Here is a 13509-nt window from a genome sequence, read left to right on the forward strand (position 1 = left end):
GTCCGGGCGGGGCTGCCCCAAGGGCGAGTAAAGGGCTCGGACCACGTACTCTCGTCCTTTGTGAGTAAGCGCGCGGCACCCGGACTTCGGCACACGGACGACGTGGTGTGCGCGGTGCGCGGACTGACCAAGACCTATGCGGCCGTGCGCGGCCGGCGCGGCGCCCCCGGGACGCCCGAGGTGCGGGCCACCGACGACGTCGCCCTCGACATCCGGCGCGGCGAGATCTTCGGGCTGCTCGGCCCGAACGGCGCCGGCAAGTCCACCCTCGTACGCCAGCTCACCGGGCTGATGCGCCCCGACCGCGGCAGCGTCGAGATCCTCGGGCACGACATCGTCGCCCACCCCGAGCGGGCCGCGCGCATCCTCGCCTACCTGGGCCAGGAGTCCAGCGCCCTGGACGAGCTGACCGTGGCGCTCGCCGCCGAGACCACCGGGCGGCTGCGCGGCCTGGACCTGCGCCGGGCGCGCGCCGAGCGGGACGCCGTCCTCGACGAGCTGGGCCTCGCGCCCATCGCCGGGCGGCCGCTGAAGAAGCTCTCCGGCGGCCAGCGGCGGCTCGCCTGCTTCGCCGCCGCGCTGGTCGGCGAGCGGCCCCTGCTCGTACTGGACGAGCCCACCACCGGCATGGACCCGGTGGCGCGGCGCGCGGTGTGGTCCGCCGTCGACCGCAGGCGCGCCGAGCACGGCACCACCGTCCTCGCCGTCGACCGCAGGCGCGCCGAGCACGGCACCACCGTCCTGCTCGTCACCCACAACGTCATCGAGGCCGAGACCGTGCTCGACCGGGTCGCCGTGCTCGACCAGGGCCGGGTCATCGCCTGCGACACCCCGGCCGGGCTCAAGGAGCGGGTGGCCGGAGAGGTGCGCGTGGAGCTCGTGTGGCGCGAGAACGCCCCGATGCAGGTGCCGGAGGTCGCCGCGCTGCGGCAGCGGGCCGTGGAGGCGGGCCGCCGCTGGACGCTGCGCCTGGCGCCCGAGGAGGCCCGCGCCGCCGTCGCCACCGTCACCGGCGGGGCCGCCTTCGCCGCCCTGGACGACTTCACCCTCGCCACGCCCAGCCTGGAGGACGTCTACCTGGCGCTCGGCGGCGCGGCCCGGCAGGGACTGGTGCGGGCATGAGCGCGCGGGTCACCGGATCCGTAGGGGACTGTGCGGGCGCCGGGGGGAACCCGCCCGGTGCCGACGACGCGAAGAGGAGCAGTGCGACGTGAGTGCCGTACCCGCCGGTGTGGCCGCACGGCCCGCGCCGGCCGCCGAGGACACGGGCGCCGGCCGGGCGGCCGAGCTCGGACCCCGCGCGCGGCTGTGGCCGTCCCTGGCCGCCGTCTACCGTGCCCAGCTGTCCCGCGCGCGGGTGGCCAGGATCCCGCTGCTGTTCGTGGCGACCTTCCAGTCCGTCGGCATCATGATCATGATGCGGGGCGTGGTCAGCGGGGGCGGAGAGGCCGAGTACGTGGTGTCCGGCGCGTCCGTGGTCGTCGTCGCCTACGTCGCCCTCAACCTGCTCTCGCAGTACTTCGGGCAGCTGCGCTTCAGCGGCGGGCTCGACCACTACGCGACGCTGCCGGTGCCGCCGGCGGCAGTGGTGCTGGGCGCGGCGGCCGCGTACGCGTCGTTCACCGTGCCGGGCACGATGGTCACCGCCGTGTTCGGGTGCCTGCTTTTCGGGCTGCCGCTCGGCAACCTGTGGGTGCTCCTCGCCGTCGTCCCGCTCGCCGGGGCCGCGCTCTCCGGGCTCGGCGCGGCCTGCGGACTGCTCGCGCCGCGGCCCGAACTGGCCACGCTGCTCGGCCAGTTGGGCATGTCGGCCGCGCTGCTCCTGGGAGTCCTCCCGCCCGACCGCATGCCCGAGGCCGTACGGTTCGCACGCGACCTGCTGCCCTCGACGTACGGCGTGGAGGCCTACGCCCGTACCTTCGGCGGCAGCCCCAACTGGGCGTACGTCGCCGGTGACATGGCCGTCTGCGCCGGGGTGGGAGTGGTCTCGCTGGCCGTGGCCACCTGGGCCTACCGGCGGGCGGCCGTCCGGTGACGCGCCGCACGGACCCAACTGGCACGATGACAAGGTGACCGCTCCGTTGACTCCACCTCCGCCGCCGCACCAGCGGCCCTCGCAGCCCTCCCGGTCCTCCGACGCCGCCGAGCCCGCCCACGGGCAGGCCTGGCACGTGCCGCCCGCCGGGGCCGGGGCGGTGGGAAGCGCCTACGACCAGGACGGCCCCGGGATGAAGACCGAAGTCCGCGAGGCCGCCGTGGTCACCGTGGCCGTCGCGCTCGGCGGGGTGCTCCTCGGGCTGCTGTGGTGGTGGCTCGCGCCCCAGGTGCCGCTGGTCGCGGACGTGTCGGGCAACAGCTGGATCGTCTACCTCAAGGACACCGAGGGTGAGCAGGCGATCGGCGTCGACGGAACGTTCACGCTGCTCGCCCTCGCCTTCGGCGTGGTCAGCGCGGTGGCGGTGTTCCTCGTGCGGCGGCGCGGGGGAGTGCCGCTGGTGATCGGCCTGTGCGTGGGCGCCCTGCTCGGCTCGCTGCTCGCCTGGCGGCTCGGTGTGTGGCTCGGCCCCGAACACGACGTGATCGCCCACGCCAAGGCCGTGGGCAAGGGCGTCACCTTCCCGGCCCCCCTGAAGCTCGGCGCCAAGGGCGCGCTCCTCGCCTGGCCGCTGGCCGCCCTGGTGGTCCACCTCGGCGTGACGGCCCTCTTCGGCCCCCGGGACCCGGAACCGGCCCCCTACGACCACACTCCCCACCCGGACCCTGCCCCGCACAACGGCCCGGCTTCCTGACCCCGGCACGGAACCCGATTCGCACGGAGGCCCGCTGGGACCGCCGCGGTCCCGACCGGCGCGCTGAGACCGGTGCCGGCGGTGAGCGTGGTGGGCGTGCTGGGCGGGTGTGTTCCGCGCCGGGCGGGGCCCGGTCCGGGCCGCCGGATCCGGGGGCGGTCCCGGCCGCCCGTGTCAGGGGCGGGCGATGGGGGAGAGGGTGGCTGAGGTGAGGTCGGCCAGGGCCGTGGGGGAGAGTTCGATCTCCAGGCCCCGGCGGCCCGCCGAGACGCAGATCGTGGCGTGGGCCGTCGCGGAGGCGTCGAGGACCGTGGGCAGGCGCTTGCGCTGGCCGAGGGGGGAGATGCCGCCGCGTACGTAGCCCGTGGTGCGCTCGGCGAGGACCGGGTCGGCCATCGCCGCGCGCTTGCCGCCCACCGCCGCCGCGAGGGCCTTGAGGTCCAGTGAGCCGGCCACCGGCACCACGGCCACCGTCAGCGCCCCGTCGACGTCCGCCACCAGCGTCTTGAACACCCGGTCGGGCGACACGCCCATCGCCTCCGCCGCCTCCTCGCCGTAGGACGGGTGGGAGGGATCGTGGTCGTAGGAGTGGACCGTGTACTCCACGCCCGCCGCGGTCAGGGCCACCGTGGCCGGCGTGCCGCCGGGCTGCTGCTTCTTCGCCTTCTTCGCCATCTGCGCGGGCTCTCAGTTCAGACTCGTCGGGCCGCGCGTCAGGTCCGACGACGGCAACGACGGCAGGCTACGGATGATCGACGTCTCGGAGCGAAGGAGTTTCAGCTCGTCGCGCAGCCGCGAGGACGTGTCGGGTGCCTGCAGCAGCCGCTGCTTCGTCGGCGTGTCCAGCACCATCGCCGCCGCCACCAGGTACGACACCACGCTCGGCTCGTCCGGCAGATCCGCGCCCGTGGACAGCGACCGCTCCCGGGCTCCCGCCAGCCGCTTCTGGTACTGCCGGAACGACCGCAGCACCCCCTCGGCCAGCGCGCCCGCCTCGTCGCCGGGCTCCTCGGTGAGCTCCTCCAGCTCGGCCACGAGGAACGGCCCCGAGGCGTCCACCGACAGCAGCCGCACCCGCGTGGTGCCGGTCGCCAGCACCTCGAAGGTGCCGTCGGCCCGCTCCCGCACGGTCGCCGCGTCCGCGATGCAGCCCACCTGGTGGAAGGCCCGGGCCGGGTCGGGGCCGAACCCGGCGGCCGGGCCGCGTTCGGGCTGTGCCGTGGGATCGGGCATGCCCGGGGCGCTCGGGGCGACCTCGTGGCCGTCGCGGATCGCCACGACGGCGAACCGGCGCGGTTCGTCCTCGGGCGTCTTCAGCAACGTGCGCATCATGGCGCGGTAGCGCTCCTCGAAGACGTTCAGAGGGAGCACCAGCCCCGGGAACAGCACGGAGTTCAGGGGAAAGAGCGGGAGCCGGACGGTGGTCACGGCGCAAAAGCCTAATGGTCGCCGGGACGGGCACGTCCGCCGCGCCCGCCCCGGGGCTGCCGGGGCACTGCCGGAAGCAGCGCCGAGAGGACGTCGGCGCGGACCCGCAGGAAGCGCCCCAGCGGGTCGTCGGCCACCTCGTCCGGCGCCTCCTCCCGCGTCGCGCCCGGCATCCGGTTCCAGGGGAAGGAGGTGGCGTACGGGCCGAGCAGCCGCAGCTGCACGAGGGCGTCCTCGCGGCGCTCCAGCCGTACCAGGACGCAGACCAGCAGGTTGCGGATCTCGGCGGGCCACGGGTCGGCGGCCGGGAACCGGCCGGAGAGCGCGATCGCCCGGTCGGCCGCCGCGTCCAGCCGCTCCCGGGGCACCCCGGCCGCCCCGCCGTCGGTGAGGCAGGTGAACGCGGCCCGGCCCGGCAGGGCCTGCACCAGTGAGCCGGCGGGGGCGTCCTGGGCGGCGAGTTCGGCGAAGTCGAAGCACTCGGGGTGCGAGCCGCGCCAGGAGGAGGCCAGGTAGCGCAGGGCCGCCACATGGCAGCCGTAGTGGTGCGGGGCGCGGCGGACCGCCGCCTCCCAAAGCTCGCCGAAGTACTTGTGCCCGGCGCGGCTGCCGCGCGCGTGGTCCAGCGCGATCCGCCACGGCACCGGGTCGCGGTCGTCGCCGCGCGCGGCGGCGGTGATCAGCGGGCTGACCTCGCGCAGCAGCTCGGCCCGGGCCGGCGAGGGCCAGGCGCGGTCCACGGCGAGCTGGGCCGCGACGACCAGCGCGTCGGGGTCGTGCGGGGCGGCCGCGAGCCAGGCGTCCAGCCACTCGGCGCGCGAGCGTGCGAAGGCGGCCAGCCGGAGCGCGTACCGGTCGCGATCCTCCCACTCGGCCCGCCGGCGGGTGGCGGCGAGCAGTTCGGCGGCGGGGCCGTACGCACCCTGGGCGGCGGCGACCAGCACCGGGCCGAGCCGCTCGTCGGGCGCGTCGAGGAGCACCTCGTCGTCGGCGGGCAGCCCGTCGCCGGGCCGCGCACTGACGAGGCCGGGAGCGGTTCTTGCCATCCGGGTGGGGCGGATGAACGGGGGCAGCAGAGCCATGGTGTCGACCATTGAAAGTCCGCAGGTCGGGGACGCGCCAGAGGGTGCGGGCAAGCCGGCGAAAGTTGTACGCCGACCGGTCAAGGTCGAGTAAAAGGTGACTGTTCAACAACAGCCGTGCCTAGTTCCGGCGCAGGAGCCGGGTCGCGCCCGCCGCCACCGTCGTAGCCAGGGTCCAGCCCAGCAGGACCATCGCCGCCGCGAGCCACTGCCAGCCGCCGCGCAGCTGCCACTCGTCGACCTGGCCGAGGTCGACCACCGGCAGGAGGAGGTCCAGGGCGTAGAGGGCCGGGTTCCACTGCGGGTGTCCGCCCTGGTTGACCGGCGGCCGGCCCGCGTGGGCGAAGGCGAGGGAGCCGGCCGCCCACAGCACCGCCATCCACACCGCGGCCCGGCCCGGGCGGTAGCCGTAGGCCACCGTCCAGTCCTGCACGTACCCCCACAGCTTGGCGGCCGGTGGCAGGGTCTCCCGGCGCCGCCGGTGCTTGGCGAGCAGCACCTCGCGCGCGTCCTCGTCCTCGCCGGACTCCCGCAGCACCGCCGCCAGCCGCTCGTACGGCTCCGGGTTGTACTCCGCGGTCGCCGCCGCCACCCAGTCCAGGCGCTCCGCCAGCGCGAAGGGGCCGCGCGGCACCAGGTTCTCGTAGACGAAGCCGCCCATGTGCAGCCCGCCCGGGCCGGGCCAGCTGCTCGCCCGGTCCACGAGGGTGACGATCCGCGCCCCTGACAGCAGCACCTTGCCCCGCCTGGGCCGCTCGCCGAGGAAGCGCAGCTCGGGCGTCTGCACCCGGCGCAGCGACAGCGCCTGCTCGTCGGTGAGGACCAGCCGCGCCCCCTCCAGGTCGACCGCGTCCCCGAAGCGGCCGTCGTCCAGGCGTACCCCGCCCCGGCTCTCGAAGGGCTGTATGCGCGTGCCGCGCGCCGGAGTCACCCCGCTCAGCGGCGTGCCGCCGACGCCGGCCGGGGTGAGGTACAGGGTGCGCTCGACGGTCAGCTGCGGCGCGTTCAGCGCGAGCCGGGCCAGCGGGTTGTCCAGGCGCGCCCCGCGCAGGCTCAGCGAGACGCCGATCTTGGCGCTGCGCAGGCTGAACTCCCCGTGCGACTCCAGCAGCTCCGCCTGCAGGTCCTGCCCGACCGTGAGCCCGTCGGCCGCGATCGAGCGGCCCGTGCGGTCGCGGTGCACGATCGCCTGGTTGAGCAGCAGGTCGGTGCCTATCTGCGCGTCGGTGAGCCGCACCCCGCCCGGGAAGCGGCAGCGCGGCAGATGCAGGTCGCCCTCGGTGTGCACCCGGGCCGCCTCCAGCCTCGGCACCGAGCAGTTCACCAGCCGCACCGTCGTGAAGCGCGCCTCCGGCAGCAGCACCTCCCGCTCGAACCGGCAGCCCGACATCTCCACGTACGGCACCACCGTGCCCCCGGCGAGGTCCAGGGAGCCCTCGATCCGCAGCCCGGACAGCTTCAGGGACGACACCCGCCCGGCGAGCGCTGGCGGCCCGTCCAGCAGCAGCCAGCACACGACGCGCGCCCGCACGGTCCGCTCGCGCCCCCACGGGTGAGTGCCGTGCGGATCGTCCACCAGCGCGTCCCCGCTGCGCAGGTCGTACACGCTGCCGTTGCGGAAGGCCTGCCACATTCCCGCCTCGACGGCGGTCAGGTCGCCGGGCAGGTCCCCGGGCTGGTCCCCGGCGTGGAAGCCGGCCCCCTCGGTCACGGATCTTCACTTCCTCCACTGCTACTCGCCAGTTCGCTACGCTGCGTACAACGGTGATGCCCGCTGCGTCACGCTCTGAACACGAACGGCGGGCAAGTTCTGTATCAGCCATTGATACGGGCGGACGGTGCCCGACGCCGGTCTGAGAGAATTGGAACCGTGATCTCCCGAATCGATCTGCGCGGCGACGCCCTCCCCGAGGGACCCGCCCTGCGCGACCTGCTGCCCCGAGCCGACTTCGACGTCGCGGCCGCCCTGGAGAAGGTGCGCCCGATCTGCGAGGCCGTGCATCATCGGGGCGACGCGGCGCTGATCGACTTCGCCGAGAGGTTCGACGGCGTCAAGCTCGACCAGGTCCGGGTTCCGGCCGCCGCGCTCACGCGCGCGCTGGAGGAGCTCGATCCGGCCGTGCGCGCGGCACTGGAGGAGTCCATCCGCCGGGCCCGACTCGTCCACCGCGAGCAGCGCCGCACCACGCACACCACCCAGGTCGTCCCCGGCGGCACGGTCACCGAGAAGTGGGTGCCGGTCGACCGCGTCGGGCTCTACGCGCCCGGCGGCCGCTCCGTCTACCCCTCCTCCGTGATCATGAACGCGGTGCCCGCGCAGGAGGCCGGCGTCGCCTCGATCGCGCTGGCCTCCCCGCCCCAGGCCGGGTTCGGCGGCCTGCCGCACCCGACGATCCTCGCCGCCTGCGCCCTGCTCGGCGTCGACGAGGTCTACGCGGCCGGCGGCGCCGGCGCCGTGGCGATGTTCGCCCACGGCACCGAGTCCTGCCCGCCCGTCAACATGGTCACCGGCCCCGGCAACATCTGGGTCGCCGCCGCCAAGCGCCACTTCACCGGCAAGATCGGCATCGACGCCGAGGCGGGACCCACCGAGATCGCCGTCCTCGCCGACGCCACGGCCGACCCGGTGCACGTCGCCTCCGACCTGATCAGCCAGGCCGAGCACGACCCGCTGGCCGCCGCCGTCCTCGTCACCGACTCCACCGACCTCGCGGACGCCGTGGAGAAGGAGCTCGACCCCCAGGTCGCCGCCACCAAGCACATCGAGGACCGGATCCGCCCGGCCCTGTCCGGCCGGCAGTCCGCGATCGTCCTCGTCGACGGCATCGACGAGGGCCTGCGCGTGGTCGACGCCTACGGCGCCGAACACCTCGAGATCCAGACCGCCGACGCCGCAGCGGTCGCCGAGCGCGTGCGCAACGCCGGTGCGATCTTCGTCGGCCCCTGGGCGCCGGTCTCCCTCGGCGACTACGCGGCCGGCTCCAACCACGTGCTTCCGACCGGCGGCTGCGCCTGCCACTCCTCGGGCCTGTCCGTCCAGTCCTTCCTGCGCGGCATCCACATCGTGGACTACACCAAGGACGCCCTCGCCGAGGTCGCCCACCACGTGGTGACGCTGGCGGAGGCGGAGGACCTGCCCGCGCACGGCGCGGCGATCAAGGCCAGGTTCGGCTGGAAGGTACCGACGAGCAAGTGAACCCCGGAATCGACGATCTTCCCGTACGGGACGAGCTGCGCGGCAAGTCCCCCTACGGCGCGCCGCAACTGGACGTCCCCGTGCGGCTGAACACCAACGAGAACCCCTACCCGCTGCCCGAGCCGCTGGTCGAGCGGATCACCGAGCGCGTGCGCGAGGCGGCCCGCGGCCTCAACCGCTACCCCGACCGGGACGCCGTCGAGCTGCGCACCGCGCTCGCCGCGTACCTGACCCGGACCGGCGGCCACCCGGTCGGCGTGGAGAACGTCTGGGCGGCCAACGGCTCCAACGAGGTCATCCAGCAACTGCTCCAGGCCTTCGGCGGGCCCGGCCGCACCGCGATCGGCTTCGAGCCGTCGTACTCGATGCACGCGCTCATCGCGCGCGGCACCGGCACCGGCTGGATCTCCGGACCGCGCGGCGAGGACTTCACCATCGACCTGCCCGCCGCCGAGAAGGCGATCGCCGAGCACCGGCCCGACGTCGTCTTCATCACCACCCCCAACAACCCCACCGGCAACGCCGTCCCGGCCGAGACCGTCATCGCCCTGTACGACGCCGCGCAGGCCGCGAAGCCGTCCATGGTCGTGGTGGACGAGGCCTACATCGAGTTCAGTCACGGCGCGTCGCTGCTGCCGCTGCTGGCGGACCGGCCGTACCTGGTCGTCTCGCGCACCATGTCCAAGGCGTTCGGCGCGGCCGGACTGCGCCTCGGCTACCTCGCCGCTCACCCGGCCGTCGTGGACGCCGTCCAACTGGTCCGGCTGCCCTATCACCTGTCGGCGATCACCCAGGTCACCGCGCTGGCCGCCCTGGAGCACACCGACACGCTGCTGAAGTACGTCGAGCAGCTCAAGAGCGAGCGCGACCGGCTGGTCTCGGAACTGCGCGCGGCGGGCTACGAGGTGACCGAGTCGGACGCGAACTTCGTCCAGTTCGGCCGGTTCGCCGACTCCCACGCCACCTGGCGGCGGATCCTCGACCGGGGCGTCCTGGTCCGCGACAACGGCGTGCCGGGATGGCTGCGGGTCAGCGCCGGAACCCCGGCGGAGAACGACGCGTTCCTCGATGCGGTACGCGATCTCAAGAAGGAACAGGAGCAGAGCGGATGACTCGCGCGGGACGCGTTGGAAGAGTCGAGCGCACCACCAAGGAGACCTCGGTCCTCGTCGAGATCGACCTCGACGGCACCGGCAGGACCGACATCGCCACCGGGGTCGGCTTCTACGACCACATGCTCGACCAGCTCGGCCGGCACGGTCTGTTCGACCTGACCGTGAAGACCGACGGCGACCTGCACATCGACTCCCACCACACCATCGAGGACACCGCCCTCGCGCTCGGCGCCGCCTTCAGGCAGGCGCTCGGCGACAAGGTGGGCATCTACCGCTTCGGCAACTGCACGGTCCCGCTGGACGAGTCCCTCGCCCAGGTCACCGTCGACCTCTCCGGCCGCCCCTACCTCGTGCACACCGAGCCCGAGAACATGGCGCCGATGATCGGCGAGTACGACACCACCATGACCCGGCACATCCTGGAGTCCTTCGTCGCCCAGGCCCAGGTCGCCCTGCACGTCCACGTGCCCTACGGGCGCAACGCGCACCACATCGTGGAGTGCCAGTTCAAGGCCCTGGCACGGGCACTGCGCTACGCCAGCGAGCGCGACCCGCGCGCGGCCGGCATCCTCCCGTCCACGAAGGGCGCACTGTGAACGGCCTGTCCACCCTGCTGATCGTCGTCGGTCTCTTCCTCGTCGGCGGCATCGTCTCCTTCGTCAAGCAGCAGATGCCGAAGAGCCTCGTCGTGCTGCTGTCCATCGGCGCGGCCATGTGCCTCGTCGCGGGCGTGATGCGGCTGGAGGTGTGGAATTGACCGGCGCGGCGGCCAAGAAGGTCGTGGTCTTCGACTACGGCTTCGGCAACGTGCGCTCCGCCGAGCGCGCGCTCGCCCGCACGGGCGCCGAAGTCGAGATCACCCGTGACTTCGACCGGGCGATGAACGCCGACGGGCTGCTGGTGCCGGGCGTCGGCGCGTTCGCAGCCTGCATGCGCGGCCTCAAGGAGGCCCGCGGCGACTGGATCATCGACCGCCGGCTGTCCGGTGGGCGCCCGGTCATGGGCATCTGCGTCGGCATGCAGATCCTCTTCGCCCGCGGCATCGAGCACGGCGTCGAGGCGGAGGGCCTGGACGAGTGGCCCGGCACCGTCGCGCCCCTCGAGGCCGACGTCGTACCGCACATGGGCTGGAACACCGTGGACGCGCCCGCGGACTCCGAGCTGTTCGCCGGCCTCGACGCCGGCGCCCGCTTCTACTTCGTGCACTCCTACGCCGTCCACGACTGGCAACTCCAGGCGCACAACGCGGCGATGCGGGCCCCCAGGGTCACCTGGGCCACCCACGGCAAGCCCTTCGTGGCCGCCGTGGAGAACGGCCCCCTGTGGGCCACCCAGTTCCACCCCGAGAAGTCCGGCGACGCCGGAGCGCAGCTGCTGAACAACTGGATCGGAACCCTCTGATGCCCTCGAAGCTCGAACTCCTCCCCGCCGTCGACGTCCGCGACGGCCAGGCCGTCCGCCTGGTGCACGGCGAGTCCGGGACCGAGACCTCCTACGGCTCCCCCCTCGACGCCGCCCTGGCCTGGCAGCGCTCGGGCGCCGAGTGGCTGCACCTGGTCGACCTCGACGCCGCGTTCGGCACCGGCGACAACCGGGCCCTGATCGCCGAGGTCGCCAAGGCCATGGACATCAAGGTGGAGCTGTCCGGCGGCATCCGCGACGACGACACCCTCGCCGCCGCCCTCGCCACCGGCTGCACCCGCGTCAACCTGGGCACGGCCGCCCTGGAGACCCCGGAGTGGGTCGCCAAGGTCATCGCCGAGCACGGCGACAGGATCGCGGTCGGGCTCGACGTACGCGGCACCACCCTGCGCGGCCGCGGCTGGACCCGCGACGGCGGCGACCTCTACGAGACGCTGGAGCGGCTCGACAAGGAGGGCTGTGCGCGCTACGTCGTCACCGACATCGCCAAGGACGGCACGCTCCAGGGTCCCAACCTGGAACTGCTGAAGAACGTGTGCGCGGCGACCGACCGCCCCGTGGTCGCCTCCGGCGGCGTCTCCTCCCTCGCCGACCTGCGCGCCATCGCCTCGCTCGTGCCGCTCGGTGTCGAGGGCGCCATCGTCGGGAAGGCCCTGTACGCGAAGGCGTTCACCCTGGAAGAGGCCCTGGAGGAAGTGTCGTCATGATGTCCGATGCCGTACGGCGGGTGCAGAGCGGAGTTCCCTGGGAAGAGACGTTCGGCTTCGCACGCGCCGTGGCGGCGGGCGACCGGGTCCTCGTGGCGGGCACGACCTCCTTCCGGGGCGACGTGCTCTACGGCGAGGGCGACCCGTACGAGCAGGCCAAGGTGGCGTTCACCAGCGCCATCGAGGCGATCGGCGAGTTCGGGCTGGGCGTGGAGTCGGTGATCCGCACCCGGATGTACCTCAGCCACGCCCGGGACCTGGACGACGTGGGCCGCGCCCACAAGGAGCTGTTCGACTCCGTACGCCCGGCCGCGACCCTGCTGGTCGTGGAGGGCTTCGTCGACCCGCGCGTGCTGGTGTCGGTGGAACTGGAAGCCTTCAGAGGCTGACCGCAGGCCCGTAAGGGGCCGCAGAACTTCGTTTGAGGAGCCGTGGATTCATGACCCTGGCGGTCCGAGTCATCCCCTGCCTGGACGTGGACGGCGGCCGGGTCGTCAAGGGCGTCAACTTCCAGAACCTGCGCGACGCGGGCGACCCCGTCGAGATGGCCAAGGTGTACGACACCGAGGGCGCCGACGAGTTGACGTTCCTGGACATCACCGCCTCCTCGGGCAACCGGGAGACGACGTACGACGTGGTGCGCCGCACCGCCGAGCAGGTCTTCATCCCGCTCACGGTCGGCGGCGGCGTCCGCACCGCCGAGGACGTCGACAAGCTGCTGCGGGCGGGCGCCGACAAGGTCGGCGTCAACACGGCCGCGATCGCCCGCCCGGACCTGATCCGGGAGATCGCCGAGCGCTTCGGCCGCCAGGTCCTCGTCCTGTCCGTCGACGCGCGCCGCACCGCCGCCGGGACGTTCGAGGTGACCACCCACGGCGGCCGCCGCGGCACCGGCATCGACGCGGTGGAGTGGGCGCACCGCGCCGCCGAGCTCGGCGCCGGCGAGATCCTGCTCAACTCCATGGACGCGGACGGCACCAAGGACGGCTACGACCTGGAGATGATCGCCGCCGTGCGCAAGCACGTCACGGTCCCCGTCATCGCCTCCGGCGGCGCCGGCAGCCTCGCCCACTTCCCGCCGGCCGTCGCGGCGGGCGCGGACGCGGTCCTCGCCGCCTCCGTCTTCCACTTCGGCGACCTGCGCATCGGCCAGGTCAAGCAGACGCTGCGGGAGGCGGGCCACCCCGTCCGATAGCCCCACGCCCCCGCCGAAACCACCACGTCGTCGCGGACCGGTTCGGGCACCATGGACGCGGTGTTCGTGCCCGCCGTCGGCGCCCTGCCTGCGCGTGCCGCGCGCCGGGTACGTGACCGCGTTCGCCTGCTGCGCGGGCTCGGTGGCGATCGGCGCGCTCGCCTACGTGACCGGCGTCGCCCGGGGCACCGGCCCGGTGTTCGTCGTCGGCGCGGCGGTCTGCGCCCCGGGCGGACCGGGCGTGCCGGGCGCCCGCGAACTGCGGCGGGTGGAGCTGCCCGAGCTGCCCGGCCGAGCCCCGCGGGGTCGGGGTCAGAACCCCAGCTGCTTGGTCTCCGACAGCTTCGCGATGGCGTCCTTGTCGCCGTCCACCTCGACCCGGGCCGCGTTCTGCCGCCCGAAGGCGAACAGCAGCAGCTCCGAGGGCTCGCCGGTCACCGTCACCACCGGAGTGCCCCGGTGAGCGACCGCCGTCTGGCCGTTGGGGCGGCGCAGCACCAGGCCCGTGGGGATGCCCCGGCCCAGCAGCCGGGCGGTGCGCTCCAGGCGGGACCACAGGGTCTCCTGGAAGACGG

15 protein-coding genes and 1 pseudogene are annotated in these 13509 nt (G+C 73.8%); 11 read left to right on the top strand and 5 right to left on the bottom strand.

Annotation, left to right across the window (positions count from 1 at the left end; genetic code table 11):
- The first annotated feature begins 105 nt into the window (after positions 1-105).
- The 3 genes from IE249_RS02415 to IE249_RS02425 all read left to right on the top strand — a co-directional run bounded on the left by IE249_RS02415 (position 106) and on the right by IE249_RS02425 (position 2789).
- Entirely contained in the window at positions 106-1122 is a 1017-nt protein-coding gene (locus IE249_RS02415) for an ABC transporter ATP-binding protein (protein ID WP_189703224.1), read from the top strand.
- 88 nt (positions 1123-1210) lie between these two features.
- Positions 1211-2035, top strand: coding sequence for an ABC transporter permease (locus tag IE249_RS02420; protein WP_189703068.1), 825 nt, complete (start codon positions 1211-1213; stop codon positions 2033-2035).
- A gap of 34 nt (positions 2036-2069) precedes the next feature.
- Positions 2070-2789 (top strand): AAA family ATPase, encoded by a 720-nt coding sequence (locus tag IE249_RS02425; RefSeq protein WP_189703069.1) that lies wholly within the window; start codon positions 2070-2072, stop codon positions 2787-2789.
- 174 nt (positions 2790-2963) lie between these two features.
- On the opposite strand, the gene ybaK is transcribed toward IE249_RS02425, so the two are convergent.
- The 4 genes from ybaK to IE249_RS02445 all read right to left on the bottom strand — a co-directional run bounded on the left by ybaK (position 2964) and on the right by IE249_RS02445 (position 7010).
- Positions 2964-3464, bottom strand: coding sequence for a Cys-tRNA(Pro) deacylase (gene ybaK, locus IE249_RS02430; RefSeq protein ID WP_189703070.1), 501 nt, complete (start codon positions 3462-3464; stop codon positions 2964-2966).
- 12 nt (positions 3465-3476) lie between these two features.
- Positions 3477-4217, bottom strand: coding sequence for an LON peptidase substrate-binding domain-containing protein (locus IE249_RS02435; protein WP_189703071.1), 741 nt, complete (start codon positions 4215-4217; stop codon positions 3477-3479).
- Positions 4218-4228: 11 nt separating this feature from the next.
- Positions 4229-5311: a hypothetical protein gene (locus tag IE249_RS02440; protein ID WP_189703072.1), complete on the bottom strand. Its 1083-nt coding sequence runs from the start codon at positions 5309-5311 to the stop codon at positions 4229-4231.
- Positions 5312-5420: 109 nt separating this feature from the next.
- A complete protein-coding gene (locus IE249_RS02445; RefSeq protein WP_189703073.1) occupies positions 5421-7010 on the bottom strand; it encodes an oxidoreductase in 1590 nt (529 codons plus the stop codon).
- A gap of 159 nt (positions 7011-7169) precedes the next feature.
- On the opposite strand from IE249_RS02445, the gene hisD reads away from it, so the two are divergent.
- The 8 genes from hisD to hisF are packed head-to-tail and all read left to right on the top strand — an operon-like array spanning position 7170 to position 12934.
- On the top strand, positions 7170-8495 hold the full coding sequence (hisD, locus tag IE249_RS02450; protein ID WP_189703074.1) for a histidinol dehydrogenase: 1326 nt from the start codon (positions 7170-7172) through the stop codon (positions 8493-8495).
- Positions 8492-9607, top strand: coding sequence for a histidinol-phosphate transaminase (locus IE249_RS02455; protein ID WP_189703075.1), 1116 nt, complete (start codon positions 8492-8494; stop codon positions 9605-9607). The genes hisD and IE249_RS02455 overlap by 4 nt, the downstream gene beginning before the upstream one ends.
- Positions 9604-10206, top strand: a complete 603-nt coding sequence (gene hisB, locus IE249_RS02460) for an imidazoleglycerol-phosphate dehydratase HisB (RefSeq protein WP_189703076.1) — start codon at positions 9604-9606, stop codon at positions 10204-10206. Before IE249_RS02455 ends, hisB begins: the two co-directional genes overlap by 4 nt.
- A complete protein-coding gene (locus tag IE249_RS02465; protein WP_189703077.1) occupies positions 10203-10367 on the top strand; it encodes a CG2302 family histidine operon protein in 165 nt (54 codons plus the stop codon). The genes hisB and IE249_RS02465 overlap by 4 nt, the downstream gene beginning before the upstream one ends.
- Positions 10358-11011: an imidazole glycerol phosphate synthase subunit HisH gene (gene hisH, locus IE249_RS02470; protein ID WP_373304327.1), complete on the top strand. Its 654-nt coding sequence runs from the start codon at positions 10358-10360 to the stop codon at positions 11009-11011. Before IE249_RS02465 ends, hisH begins: the two co-directional genes overlap by 10 nt.
- On the top strand, positions 11011-11739 hold the full coding sequence (priA, locus tag IE249_RS02475; protein ID WP_189703079.1) for a bifunctional 1-(5-phosphoribosyl)-5-((5-phosphoribosylamino)methylideneamino)imidazole-4-carboxamide isomerase/phosphoribosylanthranilate isomerase PriA: 729 nt from the start codon (positions 11011-11013) through the stop codon (positions 11737-11739). The genes hisH and priA overlap by 1 nt, the downstream gene beginning before the upstream one ends.
- Entirely contained in the window at positions 11736-12128 is a 393-nt protein-coding gene (locus tag IE249_RS02480) for a RidA family protein (protein WP_189703080.1), read from the top strand. The genes priA and IE249_RS02480 overlap by 4 nt, the downstream gene beginning before the upstream one ends.
- A gap of 50 nt (positions 12129-12178) precedes the next feature.
- Entirely contained in the window at positions 12179-12934 is a 756-nt protein-coding gene (gene hisF, locus IE249_RS02485; RefSeq protein ID WP_189703081.1) for an imidazole glycerol phosphate synthase subunit HisF, read from the top strand.
- Positions 12935-13246: 312 nt separating this feature from the next.
- Here hisF and IE249_RS35930 read toward each other — a convergent pair.
- Positions 13247-13509, bottom strand: a pseudogene (locus tag IE249_RS35930) (TIGR03085 family metal-binding protein); the annotation flags it as partial.

Origin of the sequence: Streptomyces anandii JCM 4720 (assembly GCF_014650655.1) — a bacterium.
Lineage (GTDB): Bacteria > Actinomycetota > Actinomycetes > Streptomycetales > Streptomycetaceae > Streptomyces > Streptomyces anandii.